Origin of the sequence: Gluconobacter sp. Dm-62 (assembly GCF_018256155.1) — a bacterium.
Classification (GTDB): domain Bacteria; phylum Pseudomonadota; class Alphaproteobacteria; order Acetobacterales; family Acetobacteraceae; genus Gluconobacter.
The window spans coordinates 217,491-238,155 of the sequence record NZ_JAERLY010000002.1 but is presented as its reverse complement, the minus strand read 5'-3'; the positions used below and the strand labels follow the sequence as shown (position 1 = coordinate 238,155).

Below are 20,665 nucleotides of genomic sequence, written 5' to 3'. Positions count from 1 at the left end.
TTTTTGACTGCATCCCAGATCTTTTCCCCGAGTGTCTGACCTTGGGTTGCTTATGGGGAACACCCTCATGACATCCCGCTGAACCCTTCGTGTTCCAGCTTGCTTCGGGCAGAGCGGGCGCCTATCCTGAGCGTTCGACAAAAAAGTATCGGATGCCTGGCTCTCCGGAAATTCGCCAGCTTTTCTGCTGCAGATTTCTGTCGAGAGCACAATCGCCCTGCGCGCAGGGAACCACAACTGACGCCCGTCTCGTGCGGGAATGGATATGAAAGGGGGTACAATGGTGGAAAACGCTCAGTATCTGGACGCCAGCGCCTCCGCCCCCGGTTCGACGACACCGCTTGAGACCGCCTGGGTCCGCGTTCGTGAGAAACTGAAGAGTGAGGTCGGCGAGGTCGAATACCGGACATGGCTCCGGCAGATCGTTCTGGGGCCACTCGACGAAGATGAACTGACTCTCTATCTGCCCACGCGATTCCTGCGTGACTGGGTCCGCAGTCAGTATGAGGAGCGTCTTCAGACGCTCTGGCGTACCGAGCGCGAAGACATCAAAGGCGTGGAGCTTCAGGTCAAGCGCGGCCTTCCTGAAGTCTCGATGGGGGATGCTGACGACGCTGGCGAAGAAACCGGTTCTTCCGCGGATATCGTGCCGCAAAGCGCTCCGCCTGAAAATCGCAGCGATCTGGCCGTACCGCTTGATCCGCGTTTCACGTTTGACACGTTCATCGTCGGCAAGCCGAACGAGTTCGCTTATGCCTGCGCACGCCGCGTCGCCGAAAAGCCTTCAAGCCCCGGCTTCAATCCGCTGTTCTTGTATGGCGGCGTGGGGCTCGGCAAGACGCATCTGATGCATGCCATCGGCACGGAACTGACCCGGACCGGCAAGGTCTCCGTAGCCTATATGTCCGCGGAAAAGTTCATGTACCGCTTCATCGCGGCGATCCGTTCGCAGTCCACGATGGAGTTCAAGGAACAGCTCCGTTCCGTTGACGTGCTGATGATCGACGATCTGCAGTTCCTGATCGGCAAGGACAACACGCAGGAAGAATTCTTCCATACGTTCAATGCCCTCGTCGATGCTGGGCGCCAGATCATTGTCAGCGCCGACAAGAGTCCTTCTGACCTGTCAGGCCTTGAAGACCGTCTGCGGACCCGTCTGGGCTGCGGTATGGTCGCAGATATCCATGCCACGACCTTCGAGCTGCGTATTTCCATTCTGGAAGCCAAGGCCAAGGCGTCCGGCACGCATGTTCCATCCAAGGTGCTGGAATATCTCGCCCACAAGATCACGACCAATGTCCGTGAACTTGAAGGCGCGCTCAACCGCCTGATTGCCCATGCAGATCTCGTTGGTCGCCCCGTGACGCTCGATACGACGCAGGATGTTCTCAAGGACATGCTGAAGGCCCATGATCGCCGCGTCACGATCGAGGAAATCCAGCGCAAGGTTTCCGAGCACTGGAACATCCGCCTAACGGATATGTCCTCCGCCCGCCGTGCCCGGGCTGTCGCACGGCCGCGTCAGGTGGCCATGTATCTGGCCAAGCAGCTCACCAGCCGCTCTCTTCCTGAAATCGGACGCAAGTTCGGCAACCGCGACCACACGACCGTCATGCACGCCGTCAACCGCGTCACCGAACTGATGGACCAGGATGCGTCCTTCGCCGAGGACGTGGAACTGCTGCGCCGGATGCTGGAAGGCTGACCGGGCAGGACCTCCGATCCCTCTCTTTCCCGAGGGGCGGGAGTCTGCTAGGTTCTCTCAATTAATTCAAGATCTTCGCCGAGGCTCGGAATGAAATTCAAGGTTGACCGTACCCTGCTGCAACGGGCTCTGGCGCATATTCATGGCGTTGCGGAAAAGCGGAATACCATTCCCATTCTGGCCAACGTTTTGATGACCTATCAGGATGACGTCCTGCGCCTGACAGCGACAGATATGGAAATCGCAGTGGTGGAAGACGTTCCCGCGACTGGCGAGCGTTCCGGCTCCACGACCGTTCCGGCGGCCGTGCTCTTTGAGATCGTCCGCAAACTGCCCGATGGCGTTGCCCTTGAGTTCGATCATCAGGACAGCGAAGCACCGCTCGCCCTGCGGGCCGGTCGCTACGCCACCAGTCTGAACGTGCTGCCGGTCGATGATTTCCCGGCCATGGTCGCGGGTGACCTGCCGCATCGCTTCACTATCCCAGCCGCGACACTTCGTGGGCTGATTGACCGCACCAAATTCGCCATCTCCAACGAAGAAACCCGCTATTACCTGAACGGCATCTATCTGCACGTCGCAGAAAATGGGGCCACCCCGATGCTGCGCGCTGTTGCGACGGATGGCCATCGTCTGGCACGCGTTGAAACGGATGTGCCTGAAGGCGCGCGCGGCATGCCGGGCGTCATCATCCCGCGAAAGACCATCAACGAACTGCGCAAGCTGCTCGATGAAGGGGCAGCCGATCTGGAAGTGTCCCTGTCTGACACCCGCATCCAGTTCCAGGCGGGTCCGGTTCTGCTGACGTCCAAGCTGATCGATGGAACCTTCCCGGAATACGAGCGCGTTATTCCCAAGGGCAATGATCGCATTCTGCGTGTCGGCAAGCGTGACTTCGCAGCAGCCGTCGGTCGCGTTGCAGCGATCAGTCAGGAGCGTTCGCGCCCGGTCAAGCTGTCGGTGACGCAGAACATGCTGAACCTGTCCGCTACCAGTCCTGATCAGGGTGTGGCCCACGAGGAACTGGACGAAAATGCCGTCTCCTACGATGCCGCACCAATCGAAATCGGCTTTCAGGCGCGCTACCTGACCGACATCACAGACCAGATCGACGTGGAAGTGGAATTCGCATTTTCCGACAGCTCTGCGCCTACCATCGTCCGTGACACGGCGTCGCCTTCGGCGCTGTATGTCCTGATGCCCATGCGGGTCTGAACACGAGCCCAGATTGAAACTGACCCGGCTCGCGCTGACGGATTTCCGGAACTACACCCATACTGTCTGGAGCCCGGATGCTTCCATTCTGGTTCTGACAGGGGAGAACGGTTCTGGAAAAACCAATCTGCTCGAAGCCGTCTCCCTGCTGGCGCCCGGACGGGGGCTGCGCGGGGCCGCTCTTCCTGCGCTCTGCCGCACAGGAGCCGAGCGGTGGGGCGTTGCGGCGACGCTCCAATCCGGACTGGACGAATTCCGGATCGGCACAGGCAGCGACCTGACCGAAAAACAGCGCCGTACCTTTCGCCTTGATGGTGAAAACATCCGCTCGCAGGCCGCAATCAGCCAGAAGTTTTCCTGCGTCTGGCTGACCCCGCAAATGGATCGGCTTTTTCAGGAAGGCTCCAGCGGCCGACGGCGGTTTCTGGATCGGCTGGTCATGGCGCTGTCCCCCGATCACGGACGTCAGATTGCGGCGCATGACCGCTCGGTTGCCAGCCGGAACAGGGTCCTTTCCGAACGCCCCACTGAAGCAGCATGGCTTTCTTCCATCGAAGATTCCATTGGCCGCCACGCGGTTGCGGCCTCCGCAGCGCGCCTTGCACTCATTGAGAGCATGAACGCCCATCCTTTTGAGAATACTGGATTTTCAGCCAGCACATTGCATCTGGACTGCGCGATCGCCAGCCGCCTCGCAACTCAGCCGGCACTGGACGTTGAAGACTGGATCAGAAGCAGCCTGCAACAGGCCCGGGCCGAAGACAGGCAACGCTCCACGACATCCATCGGGGCACACCGGGCTGATTTTACGCTCTCGGATACCGCAACAGGACGCACCGCCGAGCTTTCAAGCAGCGGGCAGCAGAAAATCATGCTGACCGGCACAATCCTGTCCCATGCCCGCCTCATGACACAGGAGCGGGGGCAGGCCCCGGCGATCCTGCTTGACGAACCCCTGCTGCATCTGGACGAAACGCGACGCCGCGCCCTGCTCGAAAGCCTTGAGGGATTACGGGCACCGATCCTGATTACGGGTACGGATGCCGAAGCCTTTGCGCCAATAGCAGGCCGTGCACAGTTTTTTAGCGTCAGGGATGGCACCATATCGCCGTCCTGACATCCCGCCGCCGCTGGCCTAAACGGACGGCAGGGGCTATACTGATCCAACAGTTTTTCAGAGTACCACGGAGACCGTCACGCGCATGTCAGACACCCAGAACCAGCCCGAGATTCCAAGCGTAGACGGTGACGATTATGGCGCGTCCTCCATCTCGGTACTCAAGGGCCTGGATGCCGTCCGCAAGCGTCCGGGCATGTATATCGGCGATACGGACGATGGTTCGGGCCTGCATCACATGGTCTTTGAGATCATCGATAACGCGGTCGATGAAGCCCAGGCTGGCCATGCGACATATTGCATTCTGACACTGAACGGAGACGGTTCGGTCTCCGTACGGGATGACGGGCGAGGCATTCCGACCGATCTGCACCCTGAAGAGGGCATCAGCGCGGCTGAGGTTGTGCTGACCAAACTCCATGCTGGTGGCAAGTTCAACCAGAATTCCTACAAGGTTTCCGGCGGTCTGCATGGCGTGGGCGCGGCTGTGGTGAACGCGCTGTCCGAATGGATGGAAGTTCTCATCTGGCGAAATGGTCTGGAGCACAAGATCCGCTTCCAGCATGGCGAGCGCGACGAAGCCCTGCATGTCATTGGCCCATCCACCGAGGACCGTGGCACGCTGGTCACGTTCAAGCCGAGCAAGCAGACCTTCACGAAGGTCGATTTCGATCTTTCCATCCTTGAGCGTCGCGTCCGCGAGTTGGCGTTCCTGAACTCGGGGATGCTGATCGTCCTGCGCGATGAACGTCATGCTGAGCCGAAAGAGCTGCGTTTCCACTATGATGGTGGCCTGAGCGCATTCGCCCAATGGCTTGATTCTTCAAAAACTTCCATCGTTACGCCGCCAATCATCGGCGAGATCGACAACCCGGAAAGCGGCATCCGCGTCGAGTTCGCTCTGACCTGGAACGACAGCTATCACGAGACGATGCTGTGCTTCACCAACAACATTCCCCAGCGCGATGGCGGCACACATCTGGCAGGTTTCCGTCAGGCCCTGACGCGCGTTGTCGGCAAGTATGCCGAGGGTGTAGCCAAGCGTGAGGCCGGATCGCTGACAGGCGAGGACATGCGTGAAGGCATGACGGCTGTCCTGTCCGTGAAGGTTCCGGATCCCAAGTTCTCGTCCCAGACAAAGGACAAGCTCGTCTCGTCTGAAGTCCAACCTGTCGTGCACGCTGCCGCGTCCGATGCGATTTCTCACTGGTTTGAGACGCATCCCAAGGAAGCCAAGGCGATTGTCGCCAAGATTATTGATGCCGCCAGTGCTCGTGAAGCAGCGCGCCGTGCGCGTGAGCTGACGCGCCGCAAGGGTGTGCTCGATGTCTCGTCCCTTCCGGGCAAGCTTGCAGACTGCCAGGAACGCGATGCGTCCAAGGCTGAAATCTTCATCGTCGAGGGTGACTCCGCAGGCGGCACGGCCAAGCAGGGCCGGGACCGTCGCTTTCAAGCCATTCTTCCGCTGCGTGGCAAGATCCTGAACGTCGAGCGCGCCCGTTTCGACCGGATGCTGGGGTCGGCTGAAATTGGCACGTTAATTACGGCTCTCGGCACCGGCATTGGGCGCGGGGAAGTCGATCAGGGTGGTTTCTCGGCCGAAAAGCTGCGCTACCACAAGATCGTCATCATGACGGATGCTGACGTTGACGGCTCGCATATCCGCACGCTGCTGCTGACATTCTTCTTCCGTCAGATGCCGGAGCTGATCGAGCAGGGCTATCTCTACATTGCCCAGCCGCCGCTTTATCGCGCCAAGCGCGGTCAGGAAGAGCGTTATCTCAAGGATGACGCCGCGCTTGAGCAGTATCTGCTGGACAAGGCGTTGTCGAATGCAACCCTGCGCTTTGCGGATAGCCGTGAACTGACGGGCGAGGTTCTGGCCGAAGAAATTACGTTCATGTCTGCTGCGGCCCGTCGCCTGCAGAGCATTGCCTCCAAGGTTCCTGTCTGGGTTATGGAGCAGGCTGCCATTTCGGGTGTTCTGGACAGCAATATCGCTGTTGCGACATCGCGGATGGCGGAGTTCCAGCAGCGTCTTGATGGCGCTTCGCTGCCAAACGAGCGCGGCTGGAAAGTCTCGATTTCAGAGACCGGTCTGGAATGTGCCCGTTCGGTCCGTGGCGTGGGTGAGGTCTACCGGATCGAGCCGTCGCTTCTTCGTTCAGCGGAAGCCCGCTGGCTGGTGTCGGAACGGGAGCGTCTGGCCCGCGATTTCGCAAAGCCTGTCACCCTTACGCTCGATCCCACCGCCTACGAGCTGTTCGGACCAGCCGCCGTCATGGAGCGCATCCTGCTTCAGGGACGTCGTGGTCTGACGATCAACCGCTTCAAGGGCCTTGGGGAGATGAACGACGAGCAGCTCTGGCATACCACGCTCGATCCTTCGACCCGCACCCTGTTGCAGGTCCGGATCGGGGACGTGGAAGATGCCGGACAGGTATTCTCGACGCTGATGGGCGACGTCGTGGAGCCCCGCAGGGACTTCATCGTCGGCAATGCCCTGAAAGTCGCGAATCTTGACGTTTAAGGCTTTCGCAGCGGGTGCGGCCCTTGCCCTGCTGGCCGGACTGGGCTGCGGCTCGGCTCGCGCTGACGGACAGGTGAATGCGGCTTACGCAGTCTATATCAAGGGCTTCCACGTCCTGAACGCTCAGGCGTCTTATCAGCTCCAACCCTGGGGCTATGGCGGAAGCACGCAGATCAAGCCTGCCGGTCTGATCAGCTGGTTCGTGACCATGGATGTGACATCGCGCGTTCAGGGGCAGTTTACCCCTGACGGCAATGTGCAGCCTGTCCTGTTTGACAGTGGGGGCATCTCCCGTGGCAAGCATCGGCATGTCCGCCTCGAGTTCTCGAATGACACCCCCAAGGTTGTGGACCTTCAACCGCCGGAAACTGACCGTGAACCGATCCCCGACAGTTCCCTGCCACATACCGTCGATACCCTGAGCGGCATGGCACATCTGCTGCATTCCCTGACAACGACGGGGAAATGCAACGGATCACAGATCGTTTTTGATGGCATCCGTTTGAGCGAAATGGTCGTGCATGGCCCCACCATGGCGGACATCCCGCAGGGACAGGATGAAGCTTACTCCGGTCAGGCCATGCGATGTGATTTCGTGGGTCGCCAGCTTGCCGGCTTCGTGAAAGATTCCCCGAACAGGGAAAAGCTGGCATCTCCCCAGCCGGGAGAAGTCTGGTTCAGAAAGATCGATGGTCTGGGGCTGGTCCCCGTGCGGATCGAGTTTAATCATCCAAAACTTGGGCACGTCATGGTCGTCATGCAGCATGCCGTAACGCCCTGAACAGGGCTTTAGATCGTCTTGCAATAATCGGCAATTCGAAGTGATGAAACAGTCTGCGGGCTCCGTTTGACGCGGGCCTGCGGTTTGGATACCCCGGGCGGGACATGACCGACACAACCCATCGCACCACTGCCATCATTCTTGCCGCGGGCCTTGGCACGCGCATGAAGTCCAGCCTGCCAAAGGCGCTGCATCGTCTGGGCAACCAGCCAATGATCAACCATCTCATCACAACCGCCAGGCAGGTCTTTGATGATGTGGTCGTAGTGACAGGCCCGGACATGCCGGAGCTTGAAAAGGCTGTCCATCCGTTCAAAACAGTCACGCAGACCGAGCGGCTTGGTACGGCACATGCCGCCAATACGGCACGGGATCTGTTCGGGATCGGCGATGTGGCCATCCTGTACGCTGACAATCCGCTCATCACGGCTGAGACAATGCGACGTCTGCTGGAAGCGAGAAGAGAAGGTGCCAGTCTGGCACTTCTGGGAATGCGGCCAGCGGAACCGGGACGGTATGGCCGGATTGTCGAAGACCAGGGCAGGGTCGTGAAAATCGTCGAGTTCAAGGACACTACGGAAGAAGAGCGCCAGATTACGCTCTGCAACGCAGGTGTCATGTGCGCAGGCGCGAACGACTTCCGGGCCTGGCTCGCAAATGTGCGTCCTGATAACGCACAGAGTGAGTATTATCTGACAGATGTCGTCGAAATGGCCGCGAAAACCGGTCCCGTCATTTGTGTGGAAGCGTCTGAAGCCGAGCTGGCAGGCATCAATTCCCGTTCCGAGCTGGCACGCGCTGAGGCAACTCTTCAAACGCGCCTTCGAAACGCAGCCATGGACGCAGGTGTGACACTCGTTGCGCCAGAAACCATTTTCTTTAGCACTGACACCGTTATCGAAGCGGATGTGACGATCGAGCCAAATGTTTTCTTCGGCCCCGGCGTCAGGGTCCGTTCCGGTGCCCTCATTCGTGCCTTTTCCCATCTGGAAGGCTGCGAAGTCGGCGAAGGCGCAATGATTGGCCCTTATGCCCGCCTGCGCCTCGGAACGCTCTGCGCCGCACACACGCATGTCGGCAATTTTGTCGAACTCAAGAATGTGGAGCTGGGCGAGGGCGCAAAGGCCAATCATCTGACCTATCTTGGTGACGCCTCCATCGGGAACGGCACGAATGTCGGAGCAGGAACGATCACCTGCAACTATGATGGCGTGTTCAAGCACCGCACCATAATCGGCGAGCGCGTTTTTGTTGGCTCGGATGCCATTCTCGTGGCTCCGGTGACAATCGGGGACGATGCGCTCATTGCGGCCGGGAGTGTCATTACTGATGACGTTCCAGCGGGCGATCTGGCTCTGGGCCGCACACGGCAGACGCTGAAAAGCGGACGAGGCCTTCAGATCAAACAATCTCTCAAAGCTCGGAAGGAACAGGGCTGATGTGCGGTATCTGCGGTATTGTTGGACACCAGCCAGCCAGTCCGATTGCGTTCGAGGCGCTGCGTCGCCTTGAATATCGCGGGTATGATTCTGCCGGTATCGCAACGCTGACGGCATCAGGAGACATCGAGCGCCGCCGTGCGGCCGGCAAGCTCGACAATCTTGAACATGTCCTGAAGGAGCACCCGCTGCCCGGTACAACCGGCATCGGCCATACGCGTTGGGCCACCCATGGCGCGCCCACGGAAAACAATGCCCATCCCCATGAAGCCGGTCGTGTAGCGATCGTGCATAACGGGATCATTGAGAACTTCGCCACGCTCAAGAAGGAGCTTGAGGCGAAGGGACGTGTTTTCGTAACCGAGACGGACTCAGAGACCGTCGCCCATCTGGTCGATGACTATCTGGGTCAGGGACTGGAACCTCGCGAGGCCGCCTTTGCTGCGATCAAGCGGTTGGAAGGCGCCTACGCCATCGCCATGATTTTCAAGGATCATGAGGGCCTGTTGATTGGCGCCCGGCATGGCGCGCCACTTGCCGTTGGGTACGGCAATGGCGAAATGTTTCTCGGGTCTGACAGCATTGCCCTGGCCCCTATGGCCCGGAAGATGACCTATCTGGAAGACGGAGACTGGTGCGAGCTTACTCCCGGTCATATCACGATCTTCGATATGACAGGTGCCGAAGTCAGCCGTCCCGTTCAGGACCTGACCTTCATGGCAGGTCAGGTCGGCAAGGATGGCTACAGGCACTACATGGAGAAGGAACTCCATGAACACCCGGTCGCCATCGGGCAGACACTGAAGCGGATCACGGACCCGGCGTCGAAGCGCATTGCTCTGCCGGCGATGCCGTTCGATCCGGCGCAGGTTCCCCGCATCACCATCACGGCCTGCGGATCGGCCTATTATGCCGGCATGGTTGGCCGGTACTGGCTGGAATCCCTTGCCCGCATTCCGGTGGAAATCGATGTTGCATCCGAGATGCGTTACCGCGAGCCGCCGCAGCCAGACAAGGGTGTGGCGCTGCTGATTTCCCAGTCCGGCGAGACCGCTGATACTCTGGGCGTTCTACGGAGCCTCAAGAAGGCCGGGCAGAGCATCGTCTCCGTGCTGAATGTCGAACATTCGACCATGGGACGTGAAAGCGATCTTGTGCTGGGTATGGATGCGGGGCCGGAAATCTCTGTCGCTTCCACCAAGGCTTTTACAGCGCAGCTCTCTGTTCTGGCTGCCCTTGCGATCGACTTTGCACGCGTTCGCGGCACCATGGATCAGGCCCGCGAGGAACGTTTAACAGCCAGCCTGCTGGATCTGCCGTCCCGTGCTGCGGAAGTCTTCACGCGAACCAAGGATATTCAGGCGATGGCGGCAGTTGTCGCACAGGCCCGGGATGTGCTGTATCTGGGACGCGGAATCTGCACGCCGATCGCGTTTGAAGGTGCGTTAAAATTAAAGGAAATCAGCTACATCCACGCGGAAGCTTATGCCGCGGGTGAGCTAAAACATGGGCCCATCAGCCTCATCGACCAGACCGTTCCGGTCGTCGCCATCGCCCCGTCCACGATCCTGTTCGACAAGACCCTGTCCAATCTTCAGGAAGCCAAAGCACGTGGCGGACGCATTCTTGCGTTTACAGATGCCGAAGGGGCCAAGCGTCTTGAGGGCGTGGCAGAACAGGTCGTCATCATGCCGGACGTGGACGCCTTTGTGGCGCCGATCCTGTATGCCATCCCCGTTCAAATGCTGGCTTATGAAGTGGCGCTCCTTAAAGGCACGGATGTGGACCAGCCTCGCAACCTGGCCAAATCCGTCACGGTCGAATGAAGGATTTTCCTATCGGGGGAAATTTTTTGCAGACATTATAATAGCATCACGTATGGCAGCCTGAAGGAGACGCAGCGATGGGCGGAGACGCAATATCCGGAACACAAACCGGAAATTCAGGGCTCTCTCCCAGCGCCTCCGAAATTGCCATACGCGAAGCTTTTGTCAGACGACTGGATGAACAGGGCTTTGAAGGTGATATCAGCCTTCAGGTTTCCTCCCGTCTGGTCTCTTCGACCGATAACAGTATTTACCAGCGCCTTCCGGCTGCCGTCATTCATCCACGCACCGCTGAAGATCTGAACCGGACCGTGCGCGCCGCCGCAGACGGGCGGCTGACGCTTGCGATCCGTGGGGGCGGAACAGGCACCAACGGCCAGTCCCTGACGGATGGCGTCGTGGTTGATGTATCACGCCATCTGGACCGGATCCTGGATTTTGATGCCGAAGCTGGCACGGTTACTGTCGAGCCGGGCGTCATCCTTGCCCGCCTCAACGCATACCTGAAACCCCACGGATTTTTCTTCCCGCCCACGGTTTCAACCGCCACCAGGGCGACGATCGGCGGCATGATTGCGACCGATGCGTCTGGAAAAGGGTCGCGGATCTATGGCCGGACGTCCGACTACATAGAAACAATGGACGTTGTGCTTGCGGACGGAACCGATCTCCACGTTGGGCAGCTGACCGCTGAACAGCTTGAGAGTGTCATGAACAAAGGGGCGGGGCTCGCGGCCCTTGCATACCGAGAGGTTCATCGGGTCGTCACGGAACAGGCGGATGAAATCCGCCGTGTCTTCCCGGACATGAACCGTGGTCTGACGGGATACAACCTCCAGAACGTGTTGCTCGAGGATGGGAGCTTCCATCTTGCGCGCCTTCTGGCCGGATCGGAAGGGACGCTTGCGCTAACCAAAAAGGTCATCCTTCGCGTCTGCCGTTTGCCGAAATATCGGCAACTCATTGTGGTTCGCTATGCCAGCTTCAATGACACCTTACGCGATGTTCAGACGCTTCTGCCGGCCAATCCGTCTGCCGTCGAGGTTCTGGATGATCGTGTCCTCGCCAAAGCCCAGCAGGACGTAACGTGGCACGCGCTTGAACGCGTTCTCGGCAACAAATCCGCCCTCCCGGTCAAGGGCATGAGCTTCGTCGAGTTCGTCGGGGACGATCTGGATGTTCTGCAACAGCAGATGGCACATGCGGTTACGCTTCTCGAGAACTCTTCTCACCAACCCATTGATCATAAAGCAGTTTCAGATCCGGATATTATTGCGAACCTCTGGACGTTGCGGGAAAAATCTGTCGGACTGCTCGGACGTCCTGACGGTCACAGGCAGGGTGTTCCATTTGTCGAAGATACGGCCGTGCCGCCGGAGGTTCTGCCGGAATATGTGAGCGAATTCCGCGATATTCTGGATGGTTACGGACTGTCCTACGGCATGTTCGGACATGCCGATGTCGGCTGTCTGCACGTCAGGCCGTTTCTGGATATGCTCACGTCGGAAGACCAGGCGCTGATCCGCCCGATTTCAGACGCCGTGGCCGAGTTGACGAAACGTCATGGCGGTCTGCTCTGGGGTGAACACGGGCGTGGCTTTCGGGGCGAATTCTCACCACTGTTTTTTGGAAAGACGCTGTTCACGGAACTCTGCCGGATCAAGGATGTCTTTGATCCCAAAGATATTTTCAACCGGGGCAAGCTCGCACCCGGCGGTGCGGGCTACCCCGTGGACCGGATCGACGGCATCCCGTTCAAAGGAAGCTTTGACGCGGAAATCGCTTCCGCACTCCGCGAGCCTTACGCACTTTCCGTAAGCTGCAACGGCAATGGCGCCTGCTTCAATCGTGAGCCGGACATGGCCATGTGCCCGTCCTATAAGGCCACAAAAGACAGGTCGCAGTCTCCCAAAGGCCGCGCCCTGCTGCTTCGGAGCTGGGCCAGACTGCGCTCTTTGCCAGAAAACGCACCCGATCGGGGGATGCTTGCCGCCCTGACCGAAGAACTCAAGTCTTCGCTTGATACCTGCCTGTCCTGCAAGGCCTGTGCAACACAGTGCCCGATCCGCGTGGACATCCCCTCCATGCGTTCAAAGTTTCTCTCGACCTACTTCCGCGATAACCGCAGACCCATTCGCGATACCCTTGTCTACTGGCTGGAGCCACTTCTGGCGGCAGGGCGCATGGCGCCGACCCTGGCCAATCTCATGATGCACAATCCGGTCTCGCAGAGCGTTCTGTCCCGTCTGGGACTTGTGGACCTTCCGCGCCTGCATCCAGCACGGGTGGGCGCCGAAAATCGCGTCAGCCGGTCATGGCTGCGTCGCAACCGTGCCAACCCGCGCGCCGTGATCCTGATGCAGGATTCCTTTACCGGCAGCTTTGACGGTGGACTTGTCGAGAAGGTTCATACACTTCTTTCCACACTTGGCCTGGACGTGAAGGTGACGCCCGTCTGGGACAACGGCAAGGCCCGTCATGTTCTGGGCTTTCGCAAGGGCTTCGGCATCACGGCCCGGACGGCCTTACGGAAACTCAGGTCTCTGGCGGCTTTTGATATTCCTGTCGTTTCGCTGGACGCCGCAACAGGGCTGATGTTCACGCAGGAATATCGTGAAGTCGCCGGAGACACGCCCATACCAGCCGTTATCCCGCTGGAGACATTCCTTCGCAAACACATAGAGCAGGGGACGTTGTGGACCGTGCAGGGCAGGCGCGATGGCAATGCCATGACAGTCATCTCCCATTGTACGGAGCAGGCTGCGCGGCCTGAGAGTGCCGGAGACTGGGCTTTCATTCTGCGTCATTTCGGACTGTCAATTGATGCCGGGAAAGCGGGATGCTGCGGTATGGCCGGGCTCTTCGGGCATCAGAAGGAGCATGCCGGACTATCACGCCAGATCTTTGACCAAAACTGGGCGACGAAGGTCGAAACTCCTGTTCTGGCAACGGGGTTCTCGTGTCGATGCCAGACCGAGCGCCTGGCCGGTCATCGCCCAGCGCATCCTGCAGAAGCATTGATATCCGCTTTGCAGGAACGCTCATGAAAACAAGACGTTGATAAGGATGTCGCATCTCTGGACGGCCTTGATCCAAGCTGTAACAGTGTTGTCCGATCTGATGATACGCGGCTGTGCATGCAGGCCTTGTGGAGTATGAATGTAATGTCTTCCCTTCCATCCAGGATCTATGCCGTCGTCGACCATCCACGCTGGATAGAACGACTTGGTGGAGCAGGTCTGCGCTTCATCGAACTCTATCTGCGCGATCTGTCTGAAGAAGACCTTCGGGCCCAGGCCCTGCTGGCTCAGGAGCTTGCGGCACGTTTCAATGTGTCGCTGGCGCTGAACCGCTACTGGCAGACGGCCATAGAACTGGGCTATGAATGGCTGCATCTTGGCCCGGAAGATCTGGAAACGGCAGATCTCGATGCAATCCGGGCTGCTGGCATCAGGTTTGGCATCTCGACCCATACCCACGAGGAGCTGGAAACAGCTCTGGCCTGCAGGCCGGACTATGTCTCCTTTGGCCCCGTCTGGTCCACGCAGCTTCGAGGCGTACCGCTGACCGGGCGGGGAGTGGAAAAGCTGGCAGAATGGCGGAAGCTGTGCGGGAACGTGCCGCTTGTCGCGATTGGGGGCCTCACGGTTTCCCGTCTGGCGAAATGTCTGGAAGCCGGAGCCGATACCGTTGCTGTCATGAGCGATTTCATCGGCCACGACGACCCGGAAGGTCGGGTCCAACGCTGGCTTGACGCTGTCTCCCGGGAAGCAGCACCAACTTGAAACACGCGACGTCGTCTGAAGACGACCACATGAAGGAGCCGAGACAACGATGATGGTGACAGGACTTGCGGCCGTACTCCTAGCGCTTGCGTTCCTGCTCACGCTTGTCAGCATCATTCAGCCGCTCGCGAAACGTCTCGAGATTTCCGAAGCTGTCCTGCTGGCGCTGACTGGGATCGGGCTTGGCCTCGTTGCGTCTCTTATCGTCCGCTCCTCAGCCACGGACCTGCTGGACGGTGCCGCTGAGGCGCTGATCTATTTCCCGGTCAACAGTGAAGCGTTCCTGCTGATCTTCCTGCCCATTCTGGTATTTCAGGGTGCAATGGCCATTGATGTGCGTCGCCTGGCGCATGAAACGGCGACAGTGCTTCTGCTGGCAGTCGTAGCTGTCATCGTCTCGACTGCGACCATCGGTTTCGCGCTTTATCCCTTTGCCAAGCAAAGCCTCGTCGTCTGCCTGCTACTTGGGTCAATCGTTGCCACGACCGATCCGTCCGCCGTGGCCGGAATCTTCCGCGAAATCGGTGCGGCCTCGCGTCTGACCCGCCTTGTCGAAGGTGAAGCGCTCCTGAACGACGCTGCAGCTATTTCAATCTTCTCGATCCTGCTCGCCGCCGTCACGTCGCATCATCAGATCCATCTGGCCGACGCGCTGATGGACTTCCTGACGGCCTTCATCGGTGCGATCGTGGTCGGCGTCTGTCTGGCGCGCCTCACATTACTCCTGATCGCAGGACTGGGCGGATCGGCCGCGTCCGAAGTCACGCTGACGCTGGCGCTGCCTTATGCCGTTTACATCCTGTGCGATGAGATGCTTGGTTTTTCCGGCGTTGTCGCAACGGCAGCGGCAGGACTGACGGTCTCCGCTTACGGACCGTCGACTTTCCGGCCGCAGGTCTGGCGCTTCCTGAATGAAATGTGGGAGCAGCTCGTTTTCTGGGCCGGTTCGCTCGTGTTCCTGCTGGCCGCCATGCTGGTGCCCCGCCTGCTGATCGGGATGACGAAATGGGATTTCGTTCTGATCCTGATCGCCAGCGTCGCGGGCCTGATCGCACGTTCAGCCGTGATTTTCGGAATGCTGCCGCTTCTGGCCATTACGAAACTCTCGCCGCCTGTTCCCAATCCCTTCAAGGCCACAATGGCCTGGGGTGGCATCCGTGGCGCCATCACACTGGCGCTAGCGCTGGCAGTGACCGAAAACCAGAGCGTTTCGAGCCCCGTCGCCCATTTTGTCGGCATCATCGCCACAGGCTTCGTGCTCATCACGCTACTGGTCAACGGGACCACGCTTCGCGCGCTCGTCCTGTTCTTCAAGCTGGATCAGCTTTCTCCGATTGATCAGGCCATCCGCCAGCAGATCGTGGGCATCGGTCTTGGGGAGGTCGCGGAACGTACACGGGAGCTTTCCGAGGAACTGGGATTCAGTGAGCAGACCCGCGCGGGCGTCATCAGCCGTCTGGAACGGCGCGCGGAAAAGGAGAGGGCGGCCAATAATTTTGAATCCGCCCTGAGCGACCGCAACCGCGTCAATATCGCCCTGATCACCATCGCCAATCAGGAGCGTTCCCTGCTGCTGGATCTGTTCCGGATTCAGGGACTGTCCCGGCGGGTCATGGAGACATTGCTGCGCACGGCTGAATCCATGGCAGATGGTGCGCGTCTCGAAGGGCGGTATGGTTATGTCCGGGCCCTCAAACGCCGTCTTCAGCCTTCATTGCGCTTCCGGATCGCGCAGGAACTCCATAGCCGCCTGCATATCGACGAACCGCTGACGAACTGCATGATGGAGCGTTTCGAGATGCTCATCATCGCACATCTCGTCTCGCTGTCGCTCCAACGGTTCATCCGCCAGCGCATGGAGCCAACGCTTGGCCCACGCATTACGGAAATCGTGTCCGAAGTGCTCGGGCGCCAACGTAAGCTGCTGGATGATGCGCTGGAGACGCTGCGTCTGCATTACTCCGGTTATTCCGAAGCGCTGGAAAGTCGCATCCTGCGTCAGATCGCCCTGCGTCTCGAAGACGAGGAATATGATGCACTCGAAGCCGATAACCTGATTTCCGAAGAACTGCATCGCGAATTGCACCGTGAGATCGAACGCCAGCGCGCCAGGCTGGATGCGCCACTACGATTCAATCTCAAGAGCGGCATCGAACAGCGCCTCAGGGCCTTTCCGGCCTTTAATGGTGTTCCCGACAGCGTGCTGCAGAAGCTCTCGGGCAAGGTTTCCATGCATTTCGTTTCGCCCGGCGAAGTCCTGTTCAAGCGGGGGCAGCGCGTTCGCGTTGTCTATGCGCAGGTGGCTGGGCTGGCAGAGGTCAATCTGGCGGAGCGGGATCTGCTGTTCGGAAGCGGAGACCTGATCGGCGCGGCATCGGTCATCCGCAACGAAATCATGCCTGGAACGGTGCGCTCCCTGCAGTTCAGTCATCTTCTTGCGATCCCGCGCCCGGTGTTTGAGAAACTGCTGAAGGACTATCCCATCGTTCAGCGTCTTATCATCCAGCGCAGCAAGAAAAGAGCAGACGGGCTTCTCACGCCCATCACGGTCCGCACGCTGGATGGTGACGCCGTCTCCACAGCTTCCGCTACGGAGATGCGGCGTCTGGTTGCACCGCCTTAAGAGATAGGGGGCAGCATCTGTTGTTCGGGAGCCAGCAGTTCTCGAAAGCGCACGGCGCAGAAACCAAGGATCGCCGCAGCCAGTAACGCTGCTCCCGAGTGCAGCAGCCAGAACGAGACGTCGGACATGCGTCCCAGAAGCGTCGCGAGCTTTCCGATCAGAAGATTGGAGAGGAACAGATGCAGTGAGAAGCAGGCAACGAGAACGGTGTTGATGCTCACCGGTGCAGCGCGTGAGAAGAGCGCCATTCCGATCGCATAGTACATTGAAAAACCGATATCATTCACGATGTGGAAAGCCACTCCCCAGAACAGGCTCACTTCGTGAAGACCGGGGCTGAGCCATGCTCCGAGAGCGAGCAGGAGCGGGGCGAAAGCAGCAATAAATGTTCCGATTGCCACCTTGGCGATTTCAGACACGTCCTGCCGCCTGCGCGCATAGGATTTCCAGAACCACAGGACACCGACGGAACAGAGAGCGCTGACAAACCCGTCGAGAGAAACCAGATCGCTTACCGGCATCTCGTATCCCAGAAGATGAAGCTGGAAATGCTCGCGGCCCCAAAGCAGATAGCCATCAAAAATTTCAGAATTAGGCACAGCTCCCAGAGCCATGACAGGAACCAGCACCAACAATAGTGCCGTCGTTCTTTTTTCTCGGGAAGTAAGGGCAGGGCGCTTGTGCTTTTCCTCTGTACCCGAAAACGAATTGGCAGATGCGGCAACGGACGGAAGCCAACGTCGGCCAATGAGATAAACAACCAGCCCGATCAACATGCCCAGACCTGCGGCCAAAAACCCCCAGTGCCAGGCAATTTGCGCGAGACTGGCACACAGAACTGGGGACACCATGACGGCAACCTGAAGGCCCATGGCATAGATCTGATACGCATCTGACCGCCGCCGATCGCTCAACGCATAAAGTGCGCCAACCTGGGCCCTAAGTCCTCCTGCCATACCAAGACCTGCCAGAAGAAGGCCGAGAGCCAGCACGAAGCTCCAGTCAAACGCCATCAGGAAATGACCTGCTGTCATGAGCACTGCTCCCAGCAGGATGGTCCTGGTCTGGCCGAGCACACGATCTGCGAGAAAGCCGCCGAGAAGAGGGGCGGCATAGATTAATGCCAGAAACAGGCCCGTAATGGCCCCAGCCATCGCACGTGGTCCTATTGGGGCATAAAGAACCGAAACAAACCGTTCCAGCGGCGCCAAACCAAGCACACCGCCCGAATGTTCAGGCTGGAGCAGGTGATCCGTCAGATAAAGCGCCAGAATGGCCTGCAGCCCGTAGAGCGAGAAGCCAACCCAGCCTTCAGTCAGCGTGAGAACCCACAGCCCGATAGGCTGTCCCCAGAGTTCTCTCTGGTTTCTGGCAATAGCAGAGGGTGCAACGTCGGAGGAAACAGGAAGAATCTCGGTCATGCAGCCTCATTCGCAGAACGGCGGAATGACTTGCGTAGAGGGAGAGGCCTAATGAGGTAAAGGGGAGAGAGGTAAGTGGCAAAATACCACAGGTGGTCACAGGATGGCATTTTGCCATTACGCCACAATCCGCTTGTTGATCAGTGGCATTAAGCCATTGGCGTCTAGTTTTTGGCATTATGGCAAAATGCCCGCGCGACTTAGGAAGTTCGAGTGCAATCAGTCTGATTCCGGGCAGAAAACCTTGAAAACAGGCTCTATGGCTTTTTGCCACAGCCTAAAAATGCCCGAAAACTGCTGTTTTCAAGGCTTTGGGAGAAATGGATGAAGATAGAATTCAGAATGTGGATTGCAGCCGGGATCACTCACACATGGATGTCGTATAAGATATATTATGCCAACTTATATACTCGGGAATCTTAAATTTCTGACGTTTTTGTGAGAACACATCCTATTGTTGCGAAGAATGTCTCCATTCGCGCTAGGAAAAGCGTTGTAGTCCATTCTACCGGTGAGAGCCCGCATTGCGATCACCGGTATATCCGCGGGAGCGGCTGTTCATATGCCATCTATGTCCCTGTGCCGCCTGAGTCTTCTGGGAAGCACATTCTGCATTGCTGCACTTTCCGTCCTCCCGAATGTCGCAAGGGCAGATGATTATACAGAACTGCTCGACATCCTCCGTGCCAAAGGGAGCCTGAGCCGCTCCGAATATAACGTGCTGCTGTCCCATCACCAGCATCACGCACATCCTTCACTCCAGCGCGACGATGATGGTTCGGCCTCGGCCCCCTCCCGACATCGCAACCGCTACATGCGCTATGGGCCCCAGAATGAAGGTAGCAGTCTGGAAGCTCCTCCTGATGTGACAACCATTGCGGCCGTTTCCGCAGCACGCCGCGCCGCGATGGACGCTTCTGCCAGTGCACAGGATGCCCGCAACTCCCTGATGGAAGCACGACGGACTTACAACCCGGACAGCATCGTTCGCGTGAAGCCGTATGTTGCAGGCAAAGGCGTCACAATTCAGGCTGGCCAGATCGACATCAACATCTCAGGCTTCGTCAATGCCTACTACACTTACAACAGCCCCAGCGGTGGCCGTCCGGTCGCAGGCGGCGTTTCGACCGGCAGCAGCGGTTTCGACTCCTCTTCCGTGCGTAACGGCCTGCTGCCAGGGGGTCTGATCCTCAAGCTGAATACGGTGCAGGACGGGATCAAGCTTGGCGCCGTCTTTGGCATGTATCCTGGCATCAACAACAACAACCCGAGCACATTCAACGCTAATTCCGGCGGTAGCCCGGTGGGCCTCGGAACGGCAGGCCTCGATTTTCGTCAGGTCTTCATGACTGCTGGCACCGACGAACTCGGTACGGTCAAGCTGGGTCGTGATATCGCGCTGTTTGCGTCTGACGCCATCCTGAACGACGCCACCCTCCTCAGCGTTGGCAGCACCGGCAGCAACGCCAACCCTGCCAATACGTCTCTCGGCCGCATTGGCGTTGGCTACGTCTATACCGACTGGCTGCCGCAGATCACCTATATCTCGCCGAAATGGAAAGGCTTTCAGGCCTCTGTCGGCGTCATGACTCCGCTAGACGAATACAACTTTGCCGGTGGTGGCATCTCCGCAACCACGACCCAACACAGTTCACCCATGCTTCAGGGCAAGGTCACTTATGACGGCAATATCGCCGGCTTCACGACCCGTTTCTGGAGCAGCTTCCTCGTCCAGCATCAGCAGAACCTGACCAGCTCCACACTTGGCACCAATAGCCGCAAGGGCACAACGGTCGAAGCGGGCGATGTTGGCTTGAAGGTCACGCGCGGACCATTTGAGGGCGTGGCCTATTACTATTATGGCAGCGGCCTCGGCACGACTGGCATCTTCTTCGATGGCGTCTCAGCCGATGGGCGCAAGCGTGATTCCGAAGGCTATTACGTTCAGGCAGCCTACAAGATCCTGCCCAAACTCAAGCTTGTCGGCAGCTATGGTGTCAGCAACCTCTATCAGGCAGCAGGCGAAGACAATCCGGACATGGTCCGGCGCAACCAGTCTGAAGTCGGAGCGATCTATTACAACCTGACGGACTGGTTCACGATCGTGGGCGAATATGCCCATACGGAATCGGATTCCCACAGCAGCGCCCACGAAAGCGACCACACGATGTCCGCCGGTGCAATGATGACGTTCTGAACCTGGAAACCCGGGCAGCTTCCCTG

Annotated in this window: 12 protein-coding genes; 11 read left to right on the top strand and 1 reads right to left on the bottom strand. The window is 58.7% G+C overall.

What is annotated here, in order from left to right:
• The first annotated feature begins 265 nt into the window (after positions 1-265).
• The 10 genes from dnaA to JK202_RS02785 all read left to right on the top strand — a co-directional run bounded on the left by dnaA (position 266) and on the right by JK202_RS02785 (position 17,021).
• On the top strand, positions 266-1,705 hold the full coding sequence (dnaA, locus tag JK202_RS02830) for a chromosomal replication initiator protein DnaA (RefSeq protein ID WP_249199563.1): 1,440 nt from the start codon (positions 266-268) through the stop codon (positions 1,703-1,705).
• Positions 1,706-1,795: 90 nt separating this feature from the next.
• The gene (gene dnaN, locus JK202_RS02825) at positions 1,796-2,920 is read left to right on the top strand and encodes a DNA polymerase III subunit beta (protein WP_211557869.1); all 1,125 of its coding nucleotides are present in this window, start codon (positions 1,796-1,798) and stop codon (positions 2,918-2,920) included.
• A 13-nt stretch (positions 2,921-2,933) separates the two neighbouring features.
• The gene (gene recF / locus JK202_RS02820) at positions 2,934-4,037 is read left to right on the top strand and encodes a DNA replication/repair protein RecF (protein WP_211557862.1); all 1,104 of its coding nucleotides are present in this window, start codon (positions 2,934-2,936) and stop codon (positions 4,035-4,037) included.
• Between the two features lie 85 nt (positions 4,038-4,122).
• Positions 4,123-6,567: a DNA topoisomerase (ATP-hydrolyzing) subunit B gene (gene gyrB / locus JK202_RS02815; protein ID WP_211557856.1), complete on the top strand. Its 2,445-nt coding sequence runs from the start codon at positions 4,123-4,125 to the stop codon at positions 6,565-6,567.
• A complete protein-coding gene (locus JK202_RS02810) occupies positions 6,557-7,348 on the top strand; it encodes a DUF3108 domain-containing protein (protein ID WP_211557854.1) in 792 nt (263 codons plus the stop codon). Before gyrB ends, JK202_RS02810 begins: the two co-directional genes overlap by 11 nt.
• A gap of 104 nt (positions 7,349-7,452) precedes the next feature.
• Positions 7,453-8,787, top strand: a complete 1,335-nt coding sequence (gene glmU, locus JK202_RS02805; protein ID WP_211557853.1) for a bifunctional UDP-N-acetylglucosamine diphosphorylase/glucosamine-1-phosphate N-acetyltransferase GlmU — start codon at positions 7,453-7,455, stop codon at positions 8,785-8,787.
• A complete protein-coding gene (gene glmS / locus JK202_RS02800; protein WP_211557851.1) occupies positions 8,787-10,613 on the top strand; it encodes a glutamine--fructose-6-phosphate transaminase (isomerizing) in 1,827 nt (608 codons plus the stop codon). Before glmU ends, glmS begins: the two co-directional genes overlap by 1 nt.
• Before the next feature lie 77 nt (positions 10,614-10,690).
• On the top strand, positions 10,691-13,660 hold the full coding sequence (locus tag JK202_RS02795; RefSeq protein ID WP_211557849.1) for an FAD-binding and (Fe-S)-binding domain-containing protein: 2,970 nt from the start codon (positions 10,691-10,693) through the stop codon (positions 13,658-13,660).
• A gap of 117 nt (positions 13,661-13,777) precedes the next feature.
• Positions 13,778-14,398, top strand: coding sequence for a thiamine phosphate synthase (locus JK202_RS02790; protein ID WP_211557847.1), 621 nt, complete (start codon positions 13,778-13,780; stop codon positions 14,396-14,398).
• A gap of 49 nt (positions 14,399-14,447) precedes the next feature.
• Positions 14,448-17,021, top strand: coding sequence for a cation:proton antiporter (locus JK202_RS02785; RefSeq protein WP_211557845.1), 2,574 nt, complete (start codon positions 14,448-14,450; stop codon positions 17,019-17,021).
• Here the strand turns inward: JK202_RS02785 and JK202_RS02780 are convergent.
• Entirely contained in the window at positions 17,018-18,442 is a 1,425-nt protein-coding gene (locus tag JK202_RS02780; RefSeq protein ID WP_211557843.1) for a peptide MFS transporter, read from the bottom strand. The genes JK202_RS02785 and JK202_RS02780 overlap by 4 nt on opposite strands.
• A 571-nt stretch (positions 18,443-19,013) precedes the next feature.
• Between JK202_RS02780 and JK202_RS02775 the strand changes: the two genes are divergently transcribed.
• Complete coding sequence (locus JK202_RS02775; RefSeq protein ID WP_408872134.1) at positions 19,014-20,639, top strand: porin; 1,626 nt, start codon at positions 19,014-19,016, stop codon at positions 20,637-20,639.
• The last annotated feature ends 26 nt before the right edge of the window (positions 20,640-20,665 follow it).